General features: G+C 60.1%; 18 protein-coding genes and 1 pseudogene. 13 read left to right on the top strand and 6 right to left on the bottom strand.

The features are described 5' to 3' along the window. Positions 1–162 precede the first annotated feature (162 nt). Genes LV28_RS40095 through LV28_RS40085 form a run of 3 tightly spaced genes read left to right on the top strand, consistent with a single transcriptional unit; the run spans position 163 to position 4079 of the window. Positions 163–885, top strand: a complete 723-nt coding sequence (locus tag LV28_RS40095; protein ID WP_023873663.1) for a gluconate 2-dehydrogenase subunit 3 family protein — start codon at positions 163–165, stop codon at positions 883–885. 3 nt (positions 886–888) lie between these two features. After that, complete coding sequence (locus tag LV28_RS40090; protein WP_023596796.1) at positions 889–2664, top strand: GMC family oxidoreductase; 1776 nt, start codon at positions 889–891, stop codon at positions 2662–2664. An 11-nt stretch (positions 2665–2675) separates the two neighbouring features. After that, positions 2676–4079 carry a c-type cytochrome gene (locus LV28_RS40085; protein ID WP_169834580.1) on the top strand — a complete coding sequence of 468 codons (1404 nt, stop codon included), beginning with the start codon at positions 2676–2678 and terminating at the stop codon, positions 4077–4079. Between the two features lie 149 nt (positions 4080–4228). Here LV28_RS40085 and LV28_RS40080 read toward each other — a convergent pair whose 3' ends face one another. Then, positions 4229–5527, bottom strand: a complete 1299-nt coding sequence (locus tag LV28_RS40080) for an MFS transporter (RefSeq protein ID WP_023596794.1) — start codon at positions 5525–5527, stop codon at positions 4229–4231. 79 nt (positions 5528–5606) lie between these two features. After that, on the bottom strand, positions 5607–6506 hold the full coding sequence (locus tag LV28_RS40075) for a LysR substrate-binding domain-containing protein (protein ID WP_038620587.1): 900 nt from the start codon (positions 6504–6506) through the stop codon (positions 5607–5609). A 251-nt stretch (positions 6507–6757) separates the two neighbouring features. Between LV28_RS40075 and LV28_RS40070 the strand changes: the two genes are divergently transcribed. The 3 genes from LV28_RS40070 to LV28_RS40060 all read left to right on the top strand — a co-directional run bounded on the left by LV28_RS40070 (position 6758) and on the right by LV28_RS40060 (position 9448). After that, complete coding sequence (locus LV28_RS40070; RefSeq protein ID WP_023596792.1) at positions 6758–7357, top strand: LysE family translocator; 600 nt, start codon at positions 6758–6760, stop codon at positions 7355–7357. Positions 7358–7487: 130 nt separating this feature from the next. Beyond that, positions 7488–8567 (top strand): linear amide C-N hydrolase, encoded by a 1080-nt coding sequence (locus LV28_RS40065; protein WP_023596791.1) that lies wholly within the window; start codon positions 7488–7490, stop codon positions 8565–8567. Between the two features lie 122 nt (positions 8568–8689). After that, the gene (locus LV28_RS40060) at positions 8690–9448 is read left to right on the top strand and encodes a COG4705 family protein (RefSeq protein WP_023596790.1); all 759 of its coding nucleotides are present in this window, start codon (positions 8690–8692) and stop codon (positions 9446–9448) included. A gap of 77 nt (positions 9449–9525) precedes the next feature. On the opposite strand, the gene LV28_RS40055 is transcribed toward LV28_RS40060, so the two are convergent. Continuing rightward, a complete protein-coding gene (locus tag LV28_RS40055) occupies positions 9526–10740 on the bottom strand; it encodes an MFS transporter (RefSeq protein WP_081326907.1) in 1215 nt (404 codons plus the stop codon). Between the two features lie 445 nt (positions 10741–11185). Continuing rightward, positions 11186–11446, bottom strand: a complete 261-nt coding sequence (locus LV28_RS48810; protein WP_147291620.1) for a hypothetical protein — start codon at positions 11444–11446, stop codon at positions 11186–11188. Between the two features lie 344 nt (positions 11447–11790). On the opposite strand from LV28_RS48810, the gene LV28_RS40050 reads away from it, so the two are divergent. From LV28_RS40050 to LV28_RS40025, 4 genes are all read left to right on the top strand, one after another. Next, the gene (locus LV28_RS40050) at positions 11791–12414 is read left to right on the top strand and encodes a hypothetical protein (RefSeq protein ID WP_069106839.1); all 624 of its coding nucleotides are present in this window, start codon (positions 11791–11793) and stop codon (positions 12412–12414) included. Between the two features lie 427 nt (positions 12415–12841). After that, positions 12842–14296, top strand: coding sequence for an ApeA N-terminal domain 1-containing protein (locus tag LV28_RS48805; RefSeq protein ID WP_147291621.1), 1455 nt, complete (start codon positions 12842–12844; stop codon positions 14294–14296). Between the two features lie 303 nt (positions 14297–14599). After that, entirely contained in the window at positions 14600–18490 is a 3891-nt protein-coding gene (locus LV28_RS40035; protein ID WP_147291622.1) for an ATP-binding protein, read from the top strand. Positions 18491–18541: 51 nt separating this feature from the next. Next, positions 18542–19659 (top strand): IS3 family transposase gene (locus LV28_RS40025; RefSeq protein WP_115344501.1). Its coding sequence is split into 2 segments (ribosomal slippage): positions 18542–18788 and positions 18788–19659, totalling 1119 coding nucleotides; the frame shifts between segments, so codons are not numbered across the junction. Positions 19660–19708: 49 nt separating this feature from the next. Here LV28_RS40025 and LV28_RS40020 read toward each other — a convergent pair. Together LV28_RS40020 and LV28_RS40015 are read right to left on the bottom strand one after the other, a co-directional pair. After that, a pseudogene (locus tag LV28_RS40020) lies at positions 19709–20041 on the bottom strand (DUF932 domain-containing protein); the annotation flags it as partial. 112 nt (positions 20042–20153) lie between these two features. Next, positions 20154–20495 (bottom strand): hypothetical protein, encoded by a 342-nt coding sequence (locus tag LV28_RS40015; protein WP_038620605.1) that lies wholly within the window; start codon positions 20493–20495, stop codon positions 20154–20156. Between the two features lie 584 nt (positions 20496–21079). Between LV28_RS40015 and LV28_RS40010 the strand changes: the two genes are divergently transcribed. From LV28_RS40010 to LV28_RS40000, 3 genes are read left to right on the top strand one after another with little or no spacing between them, the layout of a single operon-like run. Continuing rightward, a complete protein-coding gene (locus LV28_RS40010) occupies positions 21080–21400 on the top strand; it encodes a hypothetical protein (protein ID WP_048806884.1) in 321 nt (106 codons plus the stop codon). Continuing rightward, positions 21397–23886, top strand: a complete 2490-nt coding sequence (locus LV28_RS40005; protein WP_038620611.1) for an Hsp70 family protein — start codon at positions 21397–21399, stop codon at positions 23884–23886. Before LV28_RS40010 ends, LV28_RS40005 begins: the two co-directional genes overlap by 4 nt. Before the next feature lie 2 nt (positions 23887–23888). Beyond that, entirely contained in the window at positions 23889–25328 is a 1440-nt protein-coding gene (locus tag LV28_RS40000; protein WP_038620615.1) for an ATP-binding protein, read from the top strand. Positions 25329–25330 lie beyond the last annotated feature (2 nt).

Below are 25330 nucleotides of genomic sequence, written 5' to 3'. Positions count from 1 at the left end.
TTGCGCAACGATCTCTGGCTTTGCCATGTAGGGAACTTGTCAGTAGAATGGCCGCGTTAAATGCGCTACGCGAGGTGAATAGCCTGTCAGGTTTTCCTCACGCATGGCGAGCCATCGCTTGACTGTCATGCGTGATTCGTCCCCCCAAAAACGGAGAACTCCATGTCACAGGACAAGGAACCGCGCCGGCGCTTTTTGCGCCAGGTGCTGGCGATCGTGCCTGCCACGACCCTCGCCACCGGTGCGACGCTTACGCAGTCCGCCTGTAGCGGCGACAAACCCGCTGCCCCCGCCGCCTCCAACGCATCCTACGAGCCCAAGTACTTCACCGCCGACGAATGGCGTTTCGTGAACGCGGCCGTCGATCGACTCATTCCCGCCGACGAGCTCGGCCCGGGCGCGCTGCAGGCCGACGTGCCGCAGTTCATCGATCGCCAGATGGAGACCCCGTTCGGTCACGGCAAGCTCTGGTACATGCAGGGGCCGTTCCATACCGATCAGCCGCCCGAGATGGGTTACCAGCTGAGTCTCGTGCCGCGCGACATCTACCGCCACGGCATTGCGGCATGCGACGCCTACTGCAAGAAGCAGTTCAACAAGGCGTTCGCCGATCTCGATCACGCCACGCAGGAGGCCGTGCTCGGCGATATGGAGCACGCGAAGATCGAATTCGAAAGCGTGCCCGCGCGCACGTTCTTCTCGTATCTGCTGGCCAACACCAAGGAGGGCTTCCTCTCGGACCCGATCCATGGCGGCAACAAGGACATGGTCGGCTGGAAGCTGGTGGGCTTTCCCGGCGCGCGCGCCGACTTTATGGACTGGGTGGATCAACCCAACGTCAAGTACCCGTACGGGCCCGTGTCGATTTCCGGAAAGCGGGGCTAAACCATGGCAATCAAGAAAGACAAGGTCGACGCCGTCATCGTGGGCTTCGGCTGGACCGGGGCGATCCTCGGCCAGGAGCTCACCGATGCGGGGCTGAACGTGGTGGCGCTCGAACGCGGCGCGATGCGCGACACGCCGACTGACGCGCAATATCCGAAGGTGATCGACGAACTCGAATACTCGGTGCGCGGCAAGCTGTTCCAGGAACTGGCGCGCGAGACGGTCACGATTCGTCACACGCCGGATGACCTGGCCGTGCCCTACCGTCAGAACGGTTCGTTCCTGTTGGGCAATGGCGTGGGTGGCGCGGGTTTCCATTGGAACGGCATGCATTACCGGATCCTGCCCGAAGAGCTCAAGTTGCGCAGCCACTACGAAGAGCGCTACGGGAAGAAGTTCATCCCCGAAGGCATGACGATTCAGGACTTCGGTGTGACCTACGAGGAACTCGAGCCGCATTTCGACTTTGCCGAGAAAGTGTTCGGCACGTCGGGCAAGGCCGGCAACCTGAACGGCAAGATCGTCCCGGGCGGCAACCCGCGCGAAGGGGCTCGATCGAGCGAATATCCCACGCCGCCGCTGCAGAATACCTATGGCGCCACGCTGTTCGAGAAGGCAGCGCGCGAAGTCGGCTTCAACCCCTATCCCGCACCCGCGGCCAATACGTCGCAGCCCTACACGAACCCGTACGGCGTGCGCCTCGGGCCGTGCAATTTCTGCGGCTTCTGCGAGAACTACGGCTGCTACATGTATTCGAAGGCCTCGCCGCAGACGACCATCCTGCCGGTGCTGCTCAAGAAGCCCAACTTCGAATTGCGCCCGCATTCGTACGTCGTGAAGGTCAATCTCGACAGTGAGGGCAAGAAGGCCACGGGGGTGACGTACATCGATGCGCAGGGCCGCGAGGTCGAGCAACCCGCGGACATCGTCATCATGGCCGCGTACCAGTTGCACAACGTGCGGCTGCTGCTGCTCTCGGGCATCGGCAAGCCTTACGACCCGAAGACGGGCGAGGGCGTCGTCGGCAAGAACTACGCCTACCAGATGAACGGCGCCGTGAACGTGCTGCTGCCCAAGGGCACGCAGCTCAATCCGTTCATCGGCACCGGCGCGGGCGGCGTGTCGATGGACGACCTCAACGGCGACCAGTTCGATCACGGTCCGCTAGGCTTCATCGGCGGTGCGAGCATCCGCCACGTGCGCTACGGTGGCCGACCCATCAAGATGACGCCGACCGTGCCGGGCACGCCCGCGTGGGGCAGCAAGTGGAAGGCCGGCATTGCCGATGCATACCAGCGCTACATGACCATCGGCATTTCCGGGTCGGTCATGTCGTATCGCGACGCCTGTCTCGATCTCGACCCGACGTACAAGGACGCCTACGGCGTGCCGCTGCTGCGCATGACCTTCGACTGGCACGACAACGAGTACGCCATGCTCGGCTACATGGGCGACCGGATGGAGGAAGTCGGCAAGGCCATGAATCCCGAGAAGGTCTTCCGCGCGATTCGCAAGAAAGGCACGCGTTACGACACGCGGATCTATCAGAGCACGCACACGACGGGCGGCGCCATCATGGGCACGAACCCGTCGAACAGCGTGGTCAACAAGTATCTGCAGAGCTGGGACGTGTCGAACGTGTTCGTGATGGGCGCGTCGGCGTTCCCGCAGAACATGGGTTACAACCCCACGGGCGTGGTGGCGGCGCTGGCGTACTGGTCCGCGAAGGCGATTCGCGAGCAGTACCTCAAGAACGCCGGCCCGCTGGTGCAGGCCTGAGGAGCGCCACCATGATCCGCAAAACGATGATGAAACGCTCTGCCGGCGCGCTCACGCTCGGCGCGCTTGCCTTCGCCGCCGCAGCGGTGTGGGCGCAGAATGCCACGCCACCGGCATCGCCGAGTGTGTCGCCGGTGCCGACGCCGTCGGTCGGCGCCTCGGCGGTGACTACCGCGGGCACGCAAGCGCCCGCGGCCAACGATCCGCAGGCGCAGCTCGTCAGGCAGGGCGAATACCTCGCGCGCGCGGCCGACTGCGCAGCGTGCCACACGGCGCCCAAGGGCAAGCCGTTCGCGGGCGGTCTGCCGATTGCCTCGCCCATCGGCACGATCTACTCGACGAACATCACGCCGGACAAGGACACCGGTATCGGCAATTACAGCCTCGAAGACTTCGACAAGGCCGTGCGCCACGGCGTTGCGAAGAACGGCGACACGCTGTATCCGGCCATGCCTTACACCTCGTACGCGAAGGTGCGCCCGGCGGACGTCAAAGCGCTCTATGCGTATTTCATGAGCGGCGTGCAGCCGGTTGCGCAGGCCAACAAGGCAGCGGACATTCCCTGGCCGATGTCCATGCGCTGGCCGCTGTCGATCTGGCGCAAGATGTTCGCGCCGGCCGTCGTCGCCGACGCCGCCTCGACCGATAACGACCCGATTTCGCGCGGACGCTATCTCGTGGAGGGGCTGGGCCACTGCAGTGCCTGCCACACGCCGCGCGGCTTCGCGTTGCAGGAAAAGGCGCTGACCGACGACAGCACCGCATTCCTCTCGGGCGGCGTGGTCGACAACTTCCTCGCGAAGAACCTTCGCGGCGATGTGACCGACGGGCTGGGCAACTGGTCCGAGGGCGACATCACGGCGTTCCTCAAGGGCGGGCGCAACGATCACTCGGCCGCGTTCGGCGGCATGACGGACGTCGTGCAGCACAGCACTCAGTACATGAACGACGACGACCTCACGGCTATCGCCAAGTACCTGAAGACGCTCAAGCCTGTCGACCCGAACGCCAAGGCGCTCGCCTACGACGATACCGTGGCCAAGGCCTTGCGCACCGGGACCGACAAGAGCAACGGTGCGTTGACGTTCCTCGATAACTGCGCGGCGTGCCACCGCAGCACGGGCAAGGGGTACACGCAAACGTTCCCGACGCTTGCCTTGAGCTCGACGGTGAATTCGGCCGACCCGACCTCGCTCATCCACATCGTGTTGCGCGGCGGCCAGATGCCGTGGACGAAATCGGCACCGACGCAATATGCGATGCCGGGCTTCGACGACCGCCTGACCGATCAGGACGTGGCGGACGTGCTGACCTTCGTGCGCTCGAGTTGGGGTAACAAGGCGCCGGCCGTGACCGCGGCACAGGTGGCCAAGGTGCGCAAGGACGTCGGCGCCGCCGCGCAGCCGCAGCGTTGACGCCGGGCCGCGCCGCCGGTGATCGGCGGCGCGCAGGATCGGCCTGTGGTGAAATGAAGCCCCGCCCGGACGCCATGCCGGCGCGGGGTTTTTTGTCATCGCGCGGAGCGCGCCACGTATTTCGTCTCGCCGTCGTCGTCGTATGAGACTTAGGCGCTCGCCGGGACTGCCCGGGGTATCGGCGGCACGACGCTCGCGTCGTCGATGGGGAAGTGCAGGGCGGCCGCCGCCGCGCCGAGGATCGCGGTCACTGCCCAGATGAGGTTGTAGGAACCGGTGACGTCGAGCACGTAGCCACCCAGCCATGCGCCGAGAAAGGAGCCGACCTGATGGCTCATGAAGCACACGCCGAAGAGCGTGCCGAGATGCCGGGTGCCGAACACCTTGGCCACGAGCCCGCTCGTCAGCGGCACCGTGCCCAGCCAGGTGAGCCCCATGACCGCGGCAAAGATCACCACGCTCGCATCGGTCTTCGGCAGCAGGAAGAACAATGCGATGGCCGCGCCGCGTAGCAGATACAGCCAGCCGAGCACATGGTGCTGGCGATAACGTCCGCCTAGCCAGCCGCACGCCCAGCTCCCGAGCATGTTGAACAGGCCGATCAGTGCAAGTGCCGTGGCGCCCAATCCGATCGGCATGTGGCACATCACCAGATAGCCCGGCAAATGCGTGGCGATGAAGGCCAGCTGAAAGCCGCAGGTGAAAAAGCCAAGCGTGAGTAACTGAAAGCCGCGATGCGTGCGCGCCTGACCGAGCACCTCACGCAGCGACACGTGCTCGCCGTCGTGGTGCGCGGCGGCGGTCGGCGGCGCCGGTACCGCATTGGCGCTTGCCGCGTCCATTCGCGCGTTGCGTCGGTGCAGCGTCATGAGCAGGCCCAGCGGCGCGGCGCAGCACAGGATCAGTGCGAGCACGAAAAGCGACGTCGATACGCCGTAGGTCTGACGCAGCCCTTGGGCGATCGGCACGAGCGCGACCTGGCCAAGCGAGCCGCCCGCGCTGACGAGTCCCATGGCCATGGTGCGCTTCTCGGGCGTGACTGCGCGGCTCACGGCGGGCAGCACCACCCCGAACGTCGTGCAACTGATACCCAGCCCGACGAGCACGCCCAGGCCAATGACCAGCCAAAGACCCGACGGTGCGAGTGCGGCCATGCCGAGCCCGGCGGCGAAGGCCACGGCGCCGAACGCGACCACGGGCGCCGGCCCGAGGCGATCGGCCATCGCACCCGCGAACGGCTGCGCAAATCCCCAGACCAGGTTGTGCAGCGCGATGGCGAACGCGACGAGCGTGACCGGTACGCCGCGATCGTAGGAAAACGGATTGATGAACAGCCCAAAGGTCTGGCGCGTGCCCATGGCGGCACTCAGCACGAGGGCGCCGGCCAGGATGATCAGGGTGACGCGGCCCTGTAGCGAGGGCGATGCGGGAATGGCAGTGTTCGACATGGTGAAGAGTCCTCCTCACCAAAGTCTCGCAATGAAATGCCCGTGTGGCAAAGGAGTTGTGTGTGCAGCCGGGTGAATTTTATTCATCTCGGTGCGCTTGGGCGTGTTCGATCATCCAATCGCGAAACGCCAGGCATTCGGGGTGCGCTTCGATCTCGGGCGCGCAGATCAGCCAATAGGCGCCCTGCGAGGGCGTGGTCACGCCGTGGGCCGGCACCAGCGCACCGCTGGCGAGATAGTCGTCGACGAGCGGGCGGCGACCGATCACGACGCCCAGATCCGACTTGGCGGCATCGAAGGCCATTTGAATGCTGTCGAAGCTCAGGCCGCCCCGGGTGTCGAAATCGTCGATTCCGGCGCTTTCGACCCAGACTTGCCAGTCTTCGCTGGCGCTGCTTACGTGAATGCGCGAGGCGCTGCGCAAGTCGAGGTTGCCATCGGCGCTCGCGTGTCTGGCCAAATATGCCGGGCTGCACACGGGCACGAACCGTTCGCCGAAGAGCCGATGCCATGCATCGCTTGCCACCGGTGCGCGTGAGAGGCGAATGGCGAAGTCGAAGCCATCGGCAGGGAAACCGACCTGGCGGCGCGAGGTGTCGACCGTAATGTCCACGCCAGGCATTCTCTGCAGAAAGCCGCTCAGGCGCGGCAACAGCCACCGCGAGGCCAGCGTGGGCGCGCACGTGATGGCGATGGCGCGGGACGCGTCGGGCGTCGGCAGGCGCCGCGTGCCGGTCAGCAACAGCGAGAACGCTTCGGTCACGTACGCGAGATAGTCGACGCCTTCGGGGGTGAGCGTCAGCCCCTGCGGCGAGCGCGTGAACAGCGCGACACCCAGCGCCTGCTCCAGTCCGACGATGCCGTGGCTCACCGCACTCGGCGTGAGATGCAGTTCGGCGGCGGCACGCTTGAAGCTCTGGTGACGTCCCGCGGCTTCGAACAGGCGCAGGGCGGACAGCGGTGGCAGGCGAGGCGGCATCGGCGGAGCGGGCGGCGGTGCGACGCACCGCGGGCGTTGTTCGGTTGGTGTCGATTCTCGCATGACGCGCGGCGGCATGCTGACCGGGGAGGCGGGGTGGCAACTGTCATGGCCGGCGGCCGGTACAGGCCCGTCCGGAATCGGCGAACTGTACCGGGTGCGCGGCGTCGCGCTTGCCTATGCTGTGACTCCGCGAACGCGCAAGCCCACGACTGAGGCCGCGCCGGCGCGGGTATCCATTGCATTCGACCATGACGACCGAACAACTGCTGGCCTTCTGTGCCTTCGCCGTGATCACGTTGGTGACGCCGGGACCCAACAACATGATGATTCTCGCCTCGGGGCTGAATTACGGCTTCGTGCGCACATTGCCGCATCTGGCCGGCATTGCCTTCGGCTTTGCGCTGATGGTGTTCCTCACCGGCGCCGGGCTGCGCTCGGTGTTCCTGCAATTCCCCGTGATTCACACCGTGCTGAAATATGTGGGGGCCGCGTATCTGCTGTGGCTGGCGTGGCATCTTGCGCGCTCCGGTCCGATGGACGATGCGAGGCGCGCCCGCGAGCGTCCGATGGGGTTCGTCGGCGCGGCGGCGTTCCAGTGGGTCAACCCGAAGGCCTGGGTCATGGCCGTGGGGGCGATCAGCACCTATTTGCCGAATGCATCGCACTTGCCCGACGTGGCGGCGCTCGCCTTGATCTACGGCGTGCTCGGCGCGCCATGTATCGGTGTGTGGGCCGGGTTCGGCGTGGCGATGCGCCGGGTGCTCACCGATGCGCGCTCGGTACGGATTTTCAACGGCTTCGCCGCCGCCTTGCTCGTGGCGTCGCTCTACCCGATCTTGTTCGAGTGAGCCGGCGGGCCGACGCGGATGAGGGCGCAAGAACGTGCGACAGGGGGGCCGCGCATCACAATTGCATACGGGCACTCCATCGTTATACTGACGATTCTTGCGGCTTCCCCCCCCAACGTGAGGTATCGCCATGCCCCGCACGCTCGCCAGAACCCTGCCGTGTCTTGTCGCCGCCGCGACGCTTGCCCTTTCCCCGCTTTCCGCACTTGCCTGCACCCGTGTGGTGTATCTCGGCGCGAACGACGACGTGATCACCGCGCGCTCCATGGACTGGAAGCTCGATGTCGCGACCAATCTCTACGTGCTGCCTCGCGGCATCGCGCGCAACGGCGAGGCCGGCCCCAACTCGATTCGCTGGACCGCGAAGTACGGCAGTGTGGTGGCGACCGGCTACGACGTGTCGACGACCGACGGCGTCAACGAGAAAGGGCTGTCCGCGCAGTTGCTCTGGCTGGTGGAGTCGCAATATCCGAAGTTCGACCGCAACGCGAAGCCGGGGCTGACCATCGCCGCATGGGCGCAGTACGTGCTCGACAACTTCGCCACGGTGGACGAGGCGGTCAAGGCGCTCGAGAAGGAGCCGTTCACCGTGGTGACGGCCAACGTGCCTGGCGAGGACCGTCTCACGACGCTGCATCTGTCGATGTCGGACAAGACGGGCGACAGCGCGATCGTCGAATACATCAACGGCCGGCAGGTGATTCATCATGGGCGGCAGTATCAGGTGATGACCAATTCGCCGACGTTCGACGAGCAGCTCGCGCTCAACACCTATTGGAAGCAGATTGGCGGCACGACGTTTCTGCCGGGCACGAATCGCGCGTCGGACCGGTTTGCCCGCGCGTCGTTCTACGTCAATGCGATTCCGAAGAGCGAGGATCCGGTCGAGGCGCTGGCGAGTGTGTTCAGCGTGATTCGCAATGCGTCGGTGCCGTTCGGCATCACCACGCCGGACCAGCCGAACATTTCGTCCACGCGCTGGCGCACGGTCGTCGATCACAAGCGCATGCTGTACTTTTTCGAGTCCGCGCTAACCCCCAACACATTCTGGGTCGATGTGAAGAAGCTGGACTTCGCCGTGGGCGCACCCGTCAAGCGGCTGGACCTGGGCAAGGACCAGCGCAATACGTTCAGCGGCGAGGTCTCCGGCCAGTTCAAGGTGGCGCCGCCGTTCCCATTCCTCGGGCTGCAGGACGCCAAGTCGAGCTAACACGGGGCACTCGACGCGTCGTCGACGGGCTATGGGGCAACTAACTTTTCCGCGCGACACTTAACCTGTTATCCATTGGCGCATGCACCTGGCATGCGTCACAGCAACGGGAAGAGTTCGTCATGACGGAAAGCAACCAGCACGCGCTGAGCAAGGTGCCCGAGGTAACGCTCGTATTCTGGGTGATCAAAATTGCTGCGACCACCCTGGGGGAGACGGGCGGCGACGCCGTCTCCATGTCGATGAATCTGGGTTATCTGGTGGGGACCGCGATCTTCGCCGTGATATTCGCGGTTGCCGTGACCGCGCAGATCCGGGCGAGGGCGTTTCATCCGCTGCTGTACTGGGCCACGATCATTGCGACGACGACGGTGGGGACGACACTGGCGGACTTTGCCGACCGGTCGTTGGGCATCGGTTACGCTGGCGGATCGGCGATTCTCCTGGCGTTGCTGGGGGCGTCGCTTTGGCTCTGGTACCGGACGACGGGTTCCGTGTCGGTGAGTTCGATCACCACGCCGCGGGCGGAGGCATTCTACTGGGTCACGATCATGTTCTCCCAGACGCTGGGCACGGCGCTGGGCGACTGGACGGCGGACACGGCCGGGCTGGGATATACCGGCGCGGCGATGGTGTTCGGCGCGTTGCTGCTGATGCTGGTGGCCGCATACTTCTGGACGCGTCTGTCGCGCACCTTCCTGTTCTGGGCGGCATTCATTCTGACGCGTCCGCTGGGGGCCGTGGTGGGGGATTTTCTCGACAAACCGGTCAGCGCCGGCGGACTCGAGTTGAGCCGTTATTCGGCCTCGCTCACCTTGCTGGCATTCATTCTGACCAGCTTGCTGGTGTTTCGTCAGCGGGCGGCAGCAAAGGCGCACTGAACCGCACGGTCCAAGACTTCCGGACGGGCCGGGCGCCGGGCTCGGGGGACGGTCGCACCCGTCACGGCGCCGCGGGCCTACGGTTGCGCCTCGGCGGTCGGCACGGGTTCGTGAGGAACAAACCAGCACATGACGAGGGGCAAAATGACGAGCCCCGCGCCGGTGAAGAACATCGTCGGCGCGCCGAATCGATCCCACAACACACCGGCGATCGCGCTCGCCAGCAGCATGCACAGGCCGCTGGCCAGATTGAAGACGCCAAATGCCGTGCCGCGCAGCGAGGCAGGCGAGGTCTGCGCGATCATTGCCGCCAAAATGCCTTGCGTGAATCCCATATGAAGCCCCCACACCGCGACGCCGACGAACATGGCCGCGATTGATGTGGACGCCCCGAGCAGCAGATCGGCCACGATGAGCAGTACGAGGCCACAGGCGAGCAGGCCCCGTCGGTCGATCCTGTCGGAGAGGATGCCGACCGGATAGGCGGAGGCGGCGTAGGCGAGGCTCATCACGACCATGACCGACGGGATCAGCGCGAGGTCGAGTCCGGTCTGCTGGGCGCGCAGGATAAGAAATGCCTCGCTGAATCGCGCGAGCGTGAAGATGGCCCCGATTGCCACGACGAACCAGTAATGTGCGGAAAATTCGCCAAGCGCCTGCCAGCGAAGCGGCGAGCGAAATCGGCGCGTCTCCGGCGCGTGGTCGTGTTCGCTGACGCCGAACAGGATGAGGGCGACGGCGATGAATGCCGGGATCACGGCGAACCACAGGACGGCGCGGATGTGATCGGCGAACCAGACCATCAGTCCGATCGCCAGGAGCGGGCCGAGAAAGGCGCCGACGGTGTCCATGGACTGGCGTAGTCCGAAGCAGGCACCGCGGATCTCGGCGGGGGCGACGTCCGCGACCAGGGCGTCGCGCGGCGCACCGCGGATGCCTTTGCCGACGCGGTCGAGCAAGCGCGCGGTGACGACGATGGCTGGCGTTCCGGCGAGGGGGAAGAGGGGCTTGGAAACGGCGGCGAGGCCGTAGCCGAGGAGCAGCAGCCCCTTTCGGCGGCCCAGCCAATCGCTGATCGCGCCCGAGAAGACTTTGACGATCATCGCGGTGGCTTCCGCGGCGCCTTCCAGGACACCGAGAGCGGCCACGCTCATGCCCATGGTCGTCACCAGATAGATCGGCAAAAGCGCATGGATCAGCTCGGACGACAAGTCCATGAACAGACTGACGAAGCCGAGCGCCCAGACGGTGCGGGGAATGGCAGGACGTGGGGTGGGCGGGGCCGGATTCACGATCGGGTCGACTCCGATGGCGGGCAGGGGCGCGGTGTACCCATTCTGCCACGACGTGAAGCCATGAGCGCACGGGGGGCGCCTTGCGCGCCGTCGGCAAGCGCTGGCGACGACAAGCGCCGTGAATGCGGACCTTCGCGTCGAGTGTTGACGGGCCCGGCGCTGAAATGAAAACGGGCCCGAAGGCCCGTTTTCAATCGCGATTTGCAACCGTCTTTCGTCTGACGGCCAGGTGTTTGGTGGGCCGGCGTCAATTGAATTTCGCCCGCTAAGCCTTGTCCAGATTGGCTTGGATTCCGTTCGAGGTTGTTAGTTACCCCGAAAGTTACCCCTTCTGATACTGGCTAGCTGTGAAGTGTTGCGTATCCGCTACTATTTGCTGTCTTGGCGAAGCGTGCGGAATCGACCATTGCAGGAAATCCCGGATCCAAGGCATCCTGCCGCTTTATGCGGCTTCCCCTCCCGATACCGATTTCGGTAGCGGAATTCCCCAATTCTTCATCAGCTTCTCGGTTTCGTCCCAAATAAGATCGAGTACTCCGGGATCTTCGTCATCCGGATCAAGCCCCAAATCGTTAGCTGCCAAACGCCAAGCCTCGCTCCATGAGGCCTCGCGATGTGCTTGGTCGCGATCATCGCACATGTGATTGTGTCTCCCAACAGGAATGGCATGGCCGGGGAACAGCCCCGGCCAGCTTCGCGCCATGCCGCATGATCGGGCTTACGCGAAACTGCTGCGAGATTGTACTGGAGCGCATTGGTTTTCGCTGCGCACGTCAGACACGAAGTCAAGCGTGGGCAGCAGGTATGGCTCACCTTTTCCAGTTGCATATTTGGAGGAGGAAAAAACTGCCTAGACCATGCAGTTTCACAATCCTTCACTGTAAAACATCGTTCGTTTATGCGCGCAATGGCTTGCCATAAATTGCGGTCCCTATGTAATAGGTTTTAGACGATAACTAAAAATAGAATAAATATTCGATATAGAAAGAAAAATAATTTCTTATCGCATGAATTGATCAATTGGCATAACAACCAATGAGGTCAACCATGTCTGATAGGACGAAGAAATATTGGCTCGATAGAGACGATGATTCCAATACCCGGAGACGCAAGAAGCAACGCTTCGATAGGTGCAGTGTCAAGAACTTGAATTTTGAGTTGGAGATGCTTGATCGCCGTAAGAGCTATCAAATCCTATTCATCACGCTGGTTATCAAGAAATATCTACGTGACGATGTAAACTTTGAAACGATGCAGATACTTCGTCGTAAATTGTTTCAGCGTATCAAGGATGCGACTCGTGGAATCCTCTTTGAGATTCATGGTCTGATATGGCGGCAGGAGAGCGGTGGTAACGGCGATGAAAATCATCACCTACATCTGGTCGTTTTCGTTTCGGTCAGTCGTCGTGACCACGTAACGGCTTGCGATGAGTTGGGAGCGTACTGGGTAGCGCTCACGCGTGGCTGGGGCGACTACGACAACGGCAATCGCTATGCGCATTCCTACAAGAACAAATGGGGCGTAGCCGTAGGTTATCTACACCGCGACGATGAGGAAAAGCGTGAATCGCTGCGTAAGGTCATCGGTCTGTACATGAGCAAGGTGACGCAGGCTCCTACCGAAAGCGACGAGGACGACAAACTGTCAGGAAGGCGGTACTTCGGATAGGCGCCCTGCGTCTGCGGCGAAGCATGGCACGTGCGCATGTGGTCGGTCATGCGCTGGCGCAGTGGACTGGCATTTAACTGTGAGGGGGCCATGATTCGGCTCCTGTCGAAGAACGAGGCGGATTGCCTCATTCGCCGACATACGGAACCGCGCGATGGCCCTCCCATGAACCACCTGCGCCGGCCGGAACCCCCTACCGCGCGAGCGGTTTAGTCCTCCGACCCATAGCCGCCGTTCATCAATTACTCGCCCGCCGCCCCTTCCAATGATTACAACGGTCTTTCGTCCCTTTTCATAGATCAACGTCAGCGGCAAGCGTATTCGATATGTATGCCATCTGGACAAACGCGAGCACAAGTTTGAATACTCAAGATCAGCTGCAGAAGGCCGATATAGTGGTTAGTCAAAAATCCATAAAGGATAGAGAGTGAGTAATCTCCTTGATTCACAGGGTATCTTCTGGTGGGGGGGGACAGTTGTCCCTGATGGATTCGTCGCGCCATCGGCTTCGATAGCCGGCCATCTAACTGTCAATGCATCAGGTGTGACTGAACTACAGTTACTTGGGTTATTAACGCCTGGTCCCGAAGCTTTCACTACGGTGTTCAAACCAAGTGAAATTTTAAACGAAAATCTTACTATTCACGGTATTTTGACCGGAGGAAAAGGGCACGTCGTTCTCGGCCGGCTGCAGCGGAACGGTAGCACGATCGCAAACTCGGGAATATCAATTGAGGCATTTCGCGCGCTAGATTGCCTCTTTTCTAAAGAGTCGTTTCGTCCAGCAAAAATTCATCGATTCCGCACTATGACGTTGGACGTCTCAGGCTTGGCTGAGTGGTTTGGTAACGACGGCATTGTTATATCGAACGGGCGCCGAATGTACAAAGTCTCTGTCAAAATGCCTCGAGCACAGTCATTTAAGGTAGATGACGTGCGTCTCACCGTGTATCATCGAGCATCCCCTTCTTTCTCGGTTCCCATCGCAAGTGTTCGCACCTTGGATATTAAACAGTTCACGCTGTTAGAGATTAAAAATACAAAGTCGCTTGAGCTTGAATATTATCGAGACGAAGTACAACATGTCGAGAACCTCTTTACACTTTTAACTGGACATCGCGTGAACCTTCCGTGGCCACGTATAAATGGTCGAGACGGATCATGTAAGTATTATTTTGGTCGCAGCTTCGAAGAGCTTCCACGGTTGAAACTGCTCGACTGTTGGACATCGTGGACAAGGGTGAGTGGTGCCTTTGGTACACTTTACAACGCACTTAAACGAGGGAGCGACGATTTCGGTCCGGGTTTGCATCTGTATCTTGGCACACGCCGACAATCGACGCTATTCGTCGAGAATCGCTTTACCAACCTCATTTGGGGTCTAGAGTCTCTACATCGAAGAACAGCGCAGCCAAGGGCAAGTGAGCGATCCCCGCTGCAAGAAAAGATCGATCGCATCATTGGTCAAATAAGCCTAGAGAAGGATAGGAATTGGCTTTCAAAAAAACTAAAAAATGCTGGTGAGCCCTCTCTAGAGGAGCGACTTTTTGAGCTTTTTAGCGAGCTTCCTCTTGATTTTGATTTGGGTGGGCTACGTGAATTTAGCAAAGAATGTGCGAAAAGAAGAAACGACATTTCACATTTTGGTGGAGACAGGGGTGGTGCGTATGCGGAATTTAGCGCACGGCTTCGTGATATCACCACACTTCTACTCGATCTGTATCATGCGCTACTACTTTATCGTATCGGCTTGGATTCTGACATGCTGAGGGCTTGGTTTCATCGCGGGCCGAGCGAATACAAATATCGAATGTTATTTAATCACTTTGGACTTTCGAAAAAACCGAAGCCATCTCACGCTGCCCAGAAAGCAAATAAATAAAATACAAGAACGTAACTAGTTCGCCGTGGATGATTAGTCTATGGAACAACGAGAGCTTGCGCCGAGTCCCGAAAGACCGCGATCGGCAGCACGCCACCCTCAGCTGACATTGGAGCAGATCGGATTCTCAGTCAGCAATGTGGCGCATTGCCGACATTGTCGGCATCGCCCACTAGCCTCGCAGCGATCTTATTTGCCACTGCTCCCTTGACGACGGCTTTCTTTGCCGGTCCGGGCGTTACTCCTGCCGCCGCCAGACGATACCTATGTTCAGCGTAACAGCGCTATGCTTCAAGGTCAGCGATGTTGGACATGCACATCAATCCAAGGCTCGTGCAGCACGAACAGCGTTCGTTCACTAAAACAATCTTAAAAAGGACTTTGACTTCAATGCCACGGGGAAAAATGTCCGGCGGACGGATTGCAATCAGCGGCTTCGACTACCAGGCAATCGTAATACTCGACCAATTGTTCGATCACTTTGACCAGCATCCTGGTGACGCACGTGCGCGCCCCGAAGGCCAGGATGATCTGGACTTGATTTGGTTTGAAAATTGCCTTGAACGTCGCCGGCACGTACAGGTCAAGAAGCCGCGCGCAACAGGTCAAGGCACCCTCAAGAAACAGCCGTGGCGGCTTTCCGAAGTTGCGGCGGAACTCCTGCCAAACACCTTAGACCAGCTCGCGACAGCTACCAGCCAGCAGGCTTGGATTTTGGGCGACACGGTAGATCCGCAGGTTCGACGTCTTGTTGAAGCCGGTAGCGCAGCGGCGAACCGCGAGGCCGACCTCTATTGGTCGACGGTTCATCGAGTGGCTCGTGCGAAGATACTCGATGAACTCTCCAGTACGAAGCGTCGATCCGTTCTTAAATGGGTCTTCAAAAACCCGCCAAATGTTGCAGATGAAGCGCGCGGTCTTCTGATTGCCGCATACAGCAAGATATTGGGCGCTGCAAATGTCAGCGCCGAAGTTGTGCGTCGCTACCAGGAGCAGGTTGTCCGTATCGACCAGCAGCTTCCAGGTGTACTCGCACGGATCGAAATTCTGGATGATTATGGGTCTGAGGCTGAGGTAGGTCAGCGCTTTCGTGACAGGTTGCAACGTGAGTATGGGTTGCCTGCCGATGTCGTGGAACACAACCTGTTCGGTAATTTCCGATCCTTTATCAACGACATCGCCAAGCGGCCTGAAGAAACGATTGACCGGCGGGGTTTCGAAGCACAGCTCCGCAGCGCTTGGCCGCAAATGAGTGCTGCGTCCGAGCCGCCTGATCTGCCAGCAGGCGGAGTCTTGCGACCGGATCTGACCGATAAATTGGTCAAGCCCGGAACTGCCACGGTCATCGAGGTGATTGGTATCTCCGGGTCTGGCAAGACAACGCTTGCGGCTCAGGCAGCCTCCGCGCTAGGGGACCACGATCCCTGTCGACTTCCCATCTACGTCCGTGTGCGGGCGGACGCGGCGTTTCGCGACGTTATGTCCGGGGTCTCATTCCACCTTTTAAGAAGGGGGATTCCTGAACTGTTCGGTCTCGCGGTGGAAAGCAAGCCTGCCGATGAGACAGTGATCGACCGCCTGGCGGAAATATGCAGTGGCCTGCCTCGGCCGGTGCAGTTGCTGCTGGATCTGACCGAAGGAGCGGCCAGCGCCCAGTTCGGCCGCGACCTTGGGCGGTTTGCCCGCGCCTTAACGCCTGGTTCGTGCCGCCTCGTGGTATTTGGCCAGCAGAGCAGTTTCGGCGCGCTAAGTCCCGTGGAAACCGAAAGCGCAGGCATCCTCGCCATCAATATGCGCGGTTTCCGCTGGGATGAGTTTGTAAGCCTCGTAGGCCACTATCACGTCGACGCTGACAGACAAACGCTGTGGGAAATATTCAACCGGGTCACCGTTGGCCGGCCAGCTGGTCTCTACGCGCAGCTGGCTGAGGCTCTTGCCCGTCAACCGTCGCTTCAGGCGATGCTCGCTATCGCGAGTAGGCCACCGGAAGATATGGTATCTGCTGCTGAGCAAAGCCGTTTCGATCAGCTCGCAGCCGGTGTCAGGTCTGCGGCAGAACGGCTTGTCTGCTTTGCTCTTCCATTTAGACGAAGCGACGCCGAAGCGGCTTTCCCAAATGAAAATGTTGGCGCTGCTATCAAGGCGCTCGTTAGTCTCGGGCTGCTCCGGACGGAGGCCGAAGGCCTTCTGGAGATGCATGAAACCGTTCGTGCTGGGTTGGAGTCTGGCATTGCGCCAGCCGTGCGGCAGAGCGCCCACGACGCCTTGGCGCAGTGGTATGCCGGAGAGGGCGACACCGCCGCCAGGATATTCCATCTCGGCAAAGCGGACCGCACCGCTGAAGCCGATTTCCTTGCTCGAGAAACGTTCCTGCAAGGGGGAGCGTGGCGTAGTCTCGCTGGCTATGTGACGCGGCGGGCGCTGGTCACTGCGGAAGAGATCGTTGCGGTCGCAGCACGTCCCGAGCGCATTTCGGATTTTTATCTCCTTCGATCCATTCTGCCGGAGTGTGCTCCGGAAGGCGTAGATAGCCTTTTCATGGACATCCTGGCCGAGCAGCGTTCTCGCTACTTCAGCGACCATGAATGGGCACGCCCCGTGGTCGAAGCGATCCTCACGCTGAATCCTCTTCGATTTCACGACCTCATCGTATTTACCGTAAGCCAAGGGGCAAACGCCGAGGAGCGTCGGCAGGGATTGACATGGCTTTTGATTGCCGCCCGCGATGGACGCAGAGCGTCTGTACCCGAGATAGTAGCTTTCGCAAAGTCCCAACCTGAGGACATCCAGCGCCTGCTGTTGCCGGTCCTGTTGCGTGACGGCGGGCGCGCCGCGCTTATGCTTGCCTTCGAAATCTTCTCCCGTTCAACAGATGACGAAACTCGTCGCAACGCCCCTTGGAGCGGCGTGAAATTGAAGGTCGACGGCGAAGAAGATGTCTTAGAAATTCTAGCGGCGCTGCCCAAAGAGTCACCTTCGGTAATGATCGCGACTCGATCGCTCGGATTCGGCCTGATTGGATCCCTCATCTGGACGGCGCGGCGTCAGCTACGTCCGTTCTGCGTCGACATCATCAAAGCAGAGGGCGGCGATACCGAGCTCAAAGCCGCAGCTTGGCGGGTTCTCATCTATATCGGTCACCCGGGATTTGAGGCCTTGGTCGATCCCCTGGCACCTGGACCTATCCCGCTAGACTACGCTCTTCTGGGGCCAGCCTTCGCACCAACAGCTTACGATGTCGGGCGATATGAGGCGCTTTTGTTTAATCCTTCGGCGCCGCTCTCCAATCGTCAAGCGGCACTCACGGTGCTTCTTTACCTTAATGTAGATTTTGGGGCACTACGGAGTCGTCTGGCAGATTTACCAGTGGACCCGTTAGCCGGCTTCTGGAACAGTTTGTTTGTACTACTTTTTGCGAAGCAACCGTTCGCCGCCGGCGTGCCGATATTGAGTGGGGAGTTGGCCTCGCCATCAGGCACCTCGCTGACACCTAAGCTCCTGCTACCCAGCCTTATCGCAGTTGCGGAAGCTCCTTGGCCCGAGGTTACCGATCTCCTCGTGCAAGGCATTAGGCACGGTGACTCGTCGATCCGAAGTGCCTCCGCCGCGGGGCTCGCTCGCCGTCGCTCCCGGCTCGCGGCGGAGGCACTGCGGTGTCAATATGCCGTCGAAACGGATTCCAAAGTAGTCCCGCATCTCGCTCAGGCCATTACCGCATGCGGACCAACGTCGACCAATGATTTGGCACGCGAGTTCGCCTCACCTGACGTTGCGTTATGGAAGTGCTTCATCGCGATGCGGACTCGGGACGAAAGCTTCGCACCACAGCTCGTCAAGCTTGCGACTGACACTTCGGTTACATGGTTGGTTCGGCGCGTCGCCATCTGGGCGGCAGGTCGCCTACCTTTCGCCGCAGCCCTGCAAAAGATCGCCCCGATAGTCTTGGCGGAGAAAACGCCTCTGACGATCGATCTCAACGACAACCTACATGCGCATGCATCTCTCAGCCATATGCTACAGAATGGTGTGTCAGAGTTGCTGCCCGAAGGCGAGGCAAAGTTCGTCAACTTGATCGCCTCGACCTTGGCGCAACAGTGGACCGATCTGTTAGCGGCAGGCGGCTTACCATCGCCATCCGAGGCCGCCCGATGGCTCTACTCCAGCTTGATGAGTGACCTGACCTGCCCCCGATAAACCGGGCCACCGGCAATCTAGTAAAGTCCGTTTTCAGAGAGGAAGACGGACATGAAGAAGCGCTTTACGGAAGAGCAGATTATTGGTTTCCTGAAGGAGGCCGAGGCGGGTCTGCCGGTCAAGGAACTGTGCAGAAAGTATGGTTTCAGTGATGGATCGTTCTACACATGGCGTGCGAAGTTTGGCGGCATGGAGGTCTCGGAGGCTCGTCGGCTGAAGGACCTGGAGGCGGAGAACGCGCGGCTCAAGAAGCTGTTGGCCGAAGCGATGCTCGACATGGAAGCGTTGAAGGTGGTCGTAAAGGGAAAGCCCTGAGCCCACAGGCCAAACGCGAGGCGGTCGCGGCGATTCGGCAGAAGGTCAATATCTCCGAGCGTCGCGCCTGCCGGCTTGTCGGGCTTTCCCGCAGCGTACTGCATTACGAAGTGCAGCCGGACCACGAGAATGAGGCGCTCACGGCGCGTCTGGTGGCGCTGGCGCACGAGCGTCGCCGCTTCGGTTATCGGCGGCTACACGCGCTGCTCGAGCGCGAAGGAACTCACGCGAACCATAAGCGCGTGCACCGGCTGTATCGCGAGGCTGGACTGGCCGTGCGGCGTCGCCGCCGGCGCCACGGCGTGATGGTCGAGCGCGAGCAACTCGCCTTGCCGAGCGCGCCAAACGAGGTATGGTCGATTGATTTCGTGATGGATGCATTGTCAAATGGACGCCGTCTGAAGTGCCTGACCATCGTCGATGACTTCACCAAGGAAGCCGTCGACATCGTCGTGGACCACGGCATCTCGGGTCTGTACGTGGCGCGTATGTTGGACCGGGCGGCTCGCTTCAGGGGATATCCCAAGGCGTTACGCACGGACCAGGGGCCGGAATTCACGAGCCGCGCGCTCGACCAGTGGGCCTACGCCAACGGCGTCACCTTGAAACTGATTCAGGCGGGCAAGCCGACGCAGAATGCCTATATCGAGTCGTTTAACGGCAAATTCCGCGACGAGTGCCTCAACGAGCACTGGTTCACGACGCTCGCCCAAGCCCGGGTGGTCATCGCGGCATGGCGCCAGGATTACAACGAGGCGCGGCCACATAGCGCATTGAACTACCAATCGCCGGCCGAATTCGCGGCCAAGCAACGGGCAACAGCGGCCGTTCCTGCCGTTCAGGAGCATGTTTGAATGGGACTTTGCTAGAAGCCCCTTGGCCCTACCGAAGGGGGCAGGTCACGGCAGTTTCCAGTTCGAACCCGCCGACCTCCGTCAAATCGCGATAAAACTCCAAAATGGATTCCGGCTGTACTACCTGATAGCGCGATGAGACGACGGAGAGCGGCAACTTTGTGTCGCTGCGGTAAAGCACCTTCTGTTCGGGAAATGCGTGGATCGAGCCGAGGGATGAGCCTGCCATACCGGAGACGAAACGGACTTCGGCTTCCTCGATGCTCCAGTCCATGCCGCATTGCTTCTTCCAGACTTCGATGGGCTGGTTGGGGGCGAGCTGGTTGCCGAGGCCGTGCCACGGGGTGTCTCCGACGAATGCCATGGATTGCACCAGATGCATGATGTACTCCTGATTTAAATGAGTGAGAGAAACAGAACGCAAAAATGCCTACAGCCCATCAGGGCTGTAGGCATTGAGTGGACGAGGGGAGAAGCGAAAGAGCGGGGGGGTGTCAGGTTGCGGACGGCTTGCTGAACGTGTGACCGCATTCCAGACAGGCGTAGTTGTCGAGCACGCGTTCGTCGATCTGTTCTCCGACAGCGGAGCCTGCTGCACACCCGGCAGCGCCGCCGAACAGTGCACCGAGGATTCCACCAGCCCGGCCGCCGAAGATCGAGCCGACTGGTCCGGCGATCATGCCGAGCGCCGCGCCAGCTTCGGCACCGCCAAACGCTGCGGCGGCACTCCCGGCAGCACCGGCGACGGTACCGACCGCACCACCGGCTTTGCGGGCGTAGTCGCGCGTGGCGATGCGTGACGAATTACAGCGTGGACAGGAAAGCGAATGGTTCATGGATCAGCCTCAAGAGGGTTCAGGGCAAACGGCGTTGCCCAGGCATTCCGGCGGTATGCTCAATGAGGTGATATATCGATGAAAAGAACTACATCACGATAGAAGACCTGATAACAAGCTGGAGCCAGTGCGCCACGATAAAATCTAAGCACGGTCCAACAACAGATGCCATGAGCCAGCTCCGGCTACGCCAGCAACGAATTCTTTATGTCATTGATGGGCCTGATTTTTCTGCGCGAGGGAGGCGCAGGACTTCGACCGCTCGCTGAACGTACGTTCGCTGACTTACTGCCAGTCGCACTGGACCTTGGATCGGGTAATATTACGAAAATGAAATGTCGCGGTGCCATATAAGAACGGCCTGGCGTAGTGGCCAACACATGAAGGTTTTGGGCGGAACGATCTACCTAAGCAACCCGGGCGGGTGCTCGACAGGATGTCGATCGATTGATAGCACATCCAGAGCAGGGTGTTAGATAGCCTTTTCAAGGGCTTATACCCGCTGAGCAACGGCAGAAGCCATTAAATAGGGGATTTCGGTGACACGGGGCGAGGATAACCAAGCAGAACAGTCGTTAATCGACATGGCCGTAGAAGGCTGGCGGTTTTCCCGCGTTTTTGCGCGAGTAGTCAGCAAACTTGATGCTGGCGAGTCTGGCCGCTACCTGAACCAACTTCGCTACTTCCAGAAGAAGGTTGACGAAATCCTTGACGCCAACGACCTCAAATTGGTCAATGTAGAAGGGCAACCCTACGACCCCGGCATGGCTGCCTCTGCCCTAAATCTGGGCGATTTCGGCGCGGAAGATACCTTGATCGTGGATCAAATGTTAGAGCCAATCATCATGGGGCGGGATGGCTTGCGTAAAGAGGGGACCGTGATGTTGAAAAAGGTGGACGCATGAAATACGTCGGGATCGATCTCGGCACGACCAATAGTGCCATTTGCTCCTTCGATGGCGAGTCCATTCGCCTGTATAAAAGCCCGGAACAGTACGACGTCACACCGTCAGCCATCTTTATTGATCGTCGTGGGAACAAGTACGTCGGCTCTCGTGCGTACAACAATGCTGCACGCAACCCGGACAATGCCGCGACGTTATTCAAGCGGCTCATGGGCACCAGCACGCCGGTGAAGATGCCCGCAGTTAACCTCACCATGACGCCGGAAGAATGCTCCGCCGAGGTGCTGCGCGCACTGTTCGGGTACTTGCCGGAAGAAATCCGCGCTGATGGCGATACAGGCACGGTCATCACGGTTCCGGCCGCGTTTAACCAAATGCAGAAGGACTCCACGATGTCTGCTGCCGATATGGCTGGCCTTGGGCGCGTTGCTCTGATGCAGGAGCCAGTCGCAGCCGTGATGAGCGTCATGCGCCAGCGAAAGAACGACGGCATTTTTATTGTGTACGACATTGGTGGTGGAACGTTAGATGTTGCCATTGCTGAGAGCATCTCTGGCCGAGTAAATCTGTTGGCACACGGCGGTATAGCCATGTGCGGCGGCCGAGATTTTGACCGAATCCTTTTTGATAACGTCGTCAAGCCGTGGTTGCTTGATAACTTTGACTTGCCAGAAGACCTCGCATCCGATCCGCATTACAAGTCGCTGCGTACCATTGCGACCTGGGCTGCTGAAAAAGCAAAAATCGAGTTGTCACAGAACGATGGGGCTGTTATCAGCCTTGCTGAAAACGAGCTTGGTGCGCGTGACTTGGCTGGCGAGGAGATTTACCTCGATATTCCCATCGACCGAAACCAGTATGACGGTTTGATTGCATCAAAAGTTGATGAAACCATTCAGGCCACCCGAGAGAGTCTCGAAAAGGCAGGATTGAGCCCTCATGACGTGGAGCGGCTGGTCTTTGTCGGCGGCCCAGCTCAATACAAAAACTTGCGCGACAAGGTCGCCTTCGAGCTTGGTATTGCGGCGTCCACCGACGTGAACCCGATGACGGCGGTCGCTGAGGGTGCTGCGGTCTTTGCCGAGTCCATCGACTGGACCTCGCAGAGTCGTGGGCGCAAGAGTTCCCGTGGTGCACTCAGCGCCGGTGGCGCGCTCGACCTTTCGTTTAACTACATTGCCCGCACGCCAGAGCCCAAGGCCAAGATCGTCGCCAAGCTGTCGCGAGCTCCTGCCGGCATCGAGCTCCAGATCGATTGTCTCGACACAGGCTGGTCGTCTGGGCGCGTCGCGCTGAAGGATGGTGCGAGCATTGAACTCAGCCTGACCAAGCCCGGCGATAACGTGTTCAAAGTGTTCGTGTTCGACTCGAACGGCGCACCCGTTGCCTTGCGCGAAGACAAGATCGTTATCGCCCGCACCGCCGCCAGTATTGATGCGATTCCCGCGTCCCACTCCATCAGCGTCGAAGTCCGTGATAAGGTCGGCGGGCGCTTGGTGCTCGACTACCTTGTTCGCGAAGGCGACCAATTGCCGAAGAAGGGCAAGAAAACCTTCAAGGCCGGCGAGTCGCTCAAGGCTGGAAGCGCCGGTTCGCTCAAGTTCAAGCTGTGGGAGGGCGAAATCTCCGACTCCATCAACGACAACCGCTTCATCGGCATGTTCGAGATCAGGGGGTCGGACTTCGACGACGGCGTTATCACCGCTGGCGCAGAACTGATTTGTGAGTTTGAAGTGCTCGACTCCGGCAACATCCAGTTGGAAGTCTCGGTGCCGTCTATCAGTGGTTCGTTTCAGAGCGGGCGCAACTACTACTCCAGTCAGGAAGGCAAGATCGACTACACCAGTCAGGCCAGGAACATTCAGGAGCAGTCGGAACATACGTTGGAGCGTCTCGAAGAAATGGCATCCAAGGTGGGCGATTCGCGTCTGGAACAGGCCCGTGAGAAGTTGGAGCAGGCGAGCAGGATCGAATCTGGCGAGACTGATCCTGAAACAGCCAAGCAGGCTATGGACAACGTTCAGGAGGCCAAGCGCCTGTTGGCGCTGACCCGCAAAGAGAATCTGAAAGATATCCGCCAGCTTGAGTTGGACAGGACTGTCGACTTCTTTGAAAAAAATGTGCGTCAGCACGCGCGCCCGACCGAGGTCACGTCGTTCGACAATTTGGTGAAAACGGCACAGCGCGCTATTCCAAATCCAAGCGGTGACTTTGAATCGTACTTGGACGATCTGCGCGGGCGCAACTTCATGATTCTGTGGCGTCAGGACTGGTTCGTGATCGATCGCTTCAAGTGGTTGGCACAGGGCATCTATCTCTTCGCCGACCAGCGCGAGCACGCGCAGTTGGTCGCCGTCGGTACCGAGGCGCTAAAAGCTAACGACATCGACAAACTGCGTACTGCCGTCGCCCATCTCGATTCTATCCGCATCGGTTCCGCGGGCGAGGGCGACATGATGGCGGGCGCGAACATCGTGCGGAGCTGATCATGGCCTTGGACTCATGGCTGCCTGTCGGGTTCAAGTTGCCGGATGGCGCGAAGGTGCGTATCGCGCTGTTCGAAGGTGCGGACTGGCAGATTTACGAGACGATGGGTGGTGGTCGCGCGCTGGTGGCACAAGAGTCTCTGGTGCAGCACTGGCTGGGTTCGGGCTTGATCGACGAAATGGTGCTGGACGTCTTCCAGTTCGGCGACCTCCCGCTTCGGGCGATTTCCTGCGCGCCAAGCCAGACACTTTGCCCGGTCAGCGAAGGAAAGTCTCCGAACAGCAAATCTGAGGCGCTGTCCTTTGCTTTGGGACTGAAAGCGACGCGCAACATCGATGCGGAATCGCCACTTCAAGATGCGATCTACGTCGAGAAAATCACCCGCTTGTTGCCGACCTATAGCATCAGTTCCAGAACTGGCGACGACGTCGTACTCGGCTACTGGCTGACGGGCGGCACAAGTATTCCGGCGACCTCTTTTCGACGCCTACACCAGACTATGAGCTGGCTCGGCGCGATTCACTTGAAGGATGTCGTGCAGGCGGCAGGCTTCGAGGTCGGGGAGATGATTCCGCTCGAACGCAAGACCGGGACTCCGCCCGAGAAAACCGATGCGTCACCTGCCGACGAAGAGATCGAAGTCAGACGCACCGCGCCAGAGCCGAACAAGGTGTTCGAGTTGGCCGGTCGTCCGGAACTCGCGTCCTTCTTCAACGAGCACGTCGTAGACATCATCCTGCACCGCGACCGCTACAAGGCGCTTGGCATAGAGTTTCCGTCAGCGGTGATTCTTCACGGCCCTCCGGGCTGCGGCAAAACCTTCGCTGTCGACCGGTTGGTGGACTTCCTTGGCTGGCCGAGTTTCCAGATCGACGCGTCCAGCGTCGCCAGTCCCTATATCCACGAAACCAGCAAGAAGGTCGCGCAGGTGTTTGACAAGGCGATGGCGAACGCCCCCTCAGTCCTCGTGATCGACGAGATGGAAGCGTTCCTTGCCGATCGCGAGATGGGGTCAGGCCATCACCGTGTCGAGGAAGTAGCCGAGTTTTTGCGCCGCATTCCGGAGGCGGTGCAGCGAGACGTGTTGATCATCGCCATGACGAACCGTATCGAAATGATCGACCCGGCCATCCAGCGCCGTGGACGCTTCGATCACGTCATCAAGGTGGACTTCGCCAGTGAAGTCGAAGTGCAGGCACTACTAGAAAAGCTGCTTTCCTCTTTGCCGAAGAAGTCGTGTGTGGATTCCAAACCTCTGGCAAAGGAGCTTGCGGGCAGACCCTTGTCTGATGTCACCTTTGTCGTACGCGAAGGTGCTCGTCTCGCAGCCCGCTCCGGCAAGGATTACTTGGATCAAGCCAGTCTTCTCGCTGCGCTCGAACAAACCCCCGTGCGTGATAGCCAAGGTGACACAACAACCCATCGAATCGGGTTCGTTTAGGA

This window comes from Pandoraea pnomenusa, from assembly GCF_000767615.3.
Classification (GTDB): Bacteria; Pseudomonadota; Gammaproteobacteria; order Burkholderiales; family Burkholderiaceae; genus Pandoraea; species Pandoraea pnomenusa.
The sequence above is the reverse complement of the archived record's forward strand: the minus strand, read 5'-3'. Positions and strand labels throughout refer to the sequence as shown.